Source organism: Burkholderia sp. COPS (assembly GCF_019425585.1).
Classification (GTDB): domain Bacteria; phylum Pseudomonadota; class Gammaproteobacteria; order Burkholderiales; family Burkholderiaceae; genus Burkholderia; species Burkholderia cepacia.
Genome location: NZ_WIXR01000087.1, coordinates 5,604 through 6,454, shown reverse-complemented (window position 1 = coordinate 6,454; position 851 = coordinate 5,604). Strand labels below are relative to the sequence as shown.

Annotated in this window: 1 protein-coding gene and 1 pseudogene; one reads left to right on the top strand and one right to left on the bottom strand. The window is 66.3% G+C overall.

The window, feature by feature from the left end; translation table 11 throughout:
• A pseudogene (locus FOZ70_RS38415) lies at window positions 1-327 on the top strand (radical SAM protein); the annotation flags it as partial.
• A 19-nt stretch (window positions 328-346) separates the two neighbouring features.
• Here the strand turns inward: FOZ70_RS38415 and FOZ70_RS37265 are convergent.
• Window positions 347-814, bottom strand: coding sequence for a TM2 domain-containing protein (locus FOZ70_RS37265; protein ID WP_059486875.1), 468 nt, complete (start codon window positions 812-814; stop codon window positions 347-349).
• Between the last annotated feature and the right edge of the window lie 37 nt (window positions 815-851).

Here is an 851-nt window from a genome sequence, read left to right as displayed (position 1 = left end):
GTCGCGCCGCTGTTCAAGAACTGGCTGGCCGCGCATTTTCCCGACCGCGCGGAGCGCGTGATGAAACGCGTGCGCGACATGCGCGGCGGGAAAGACTACGACTCGGATTTCTCGAAACGGATGAAGGGCGAGGGAATCTGGGCCGACCTGCTGCGGCAGCGCTTCCGCCAGGCCGTCAAGCGGCTCGGGCTGAACGAGCGCACGAACGGCATTCTCGATCTGTCGCAGTTTCGCGGCACGCCAGCCGCCGCGGCGCCGACGCCGCGTGTTGCTGTTCGTTCAGCCGGCACGCGATCGACGCAGGCGCGCGACGACATGCAATTGAACNNCGTCGCGTTCGTTGCGCTTACTGCGAAATCTGCTTGGCCGCTTCGACCTGCGACTCGAAATACGTCTGGAACGACAGTGCGAGCGCGGTCATCAGCAGGAACGCGCCGATCAGCAGCGAGAAGATCACCACGAAGATCACGGTCCAGCCCGACTTGCTGTGCCTGCCCGTCTCCGCGTTGAATTGCGCGTCCCATTTTTCGTCGGGACGCAGCCCGTAGACGAGCGCGGCGAGGAAGGCGGCCAGCAGCGAGATTGCGCCGGGTACCGCAAGCCACCAGCCGAGGCCGGCGCTGCGCTGGGTCGCAGCGAGCAAGAGGAAGCCCGGGATGCCGACGATCGTCGCGAGCAGGTGCGCCCAGCCGTACACGTCGCGAAAGCCATACAGATAGAAGCGGTGCGCGCCGAGCGAACCGAACAGGAACGCGAGGGCGGCGGTGAGCGTCTTGGAGCGGAAGCGGCGGGACGGTGCGGTGCTGCTGGACATGGATGGCGGCGTATTGTCGTTGGCATGGGCGGCCGGC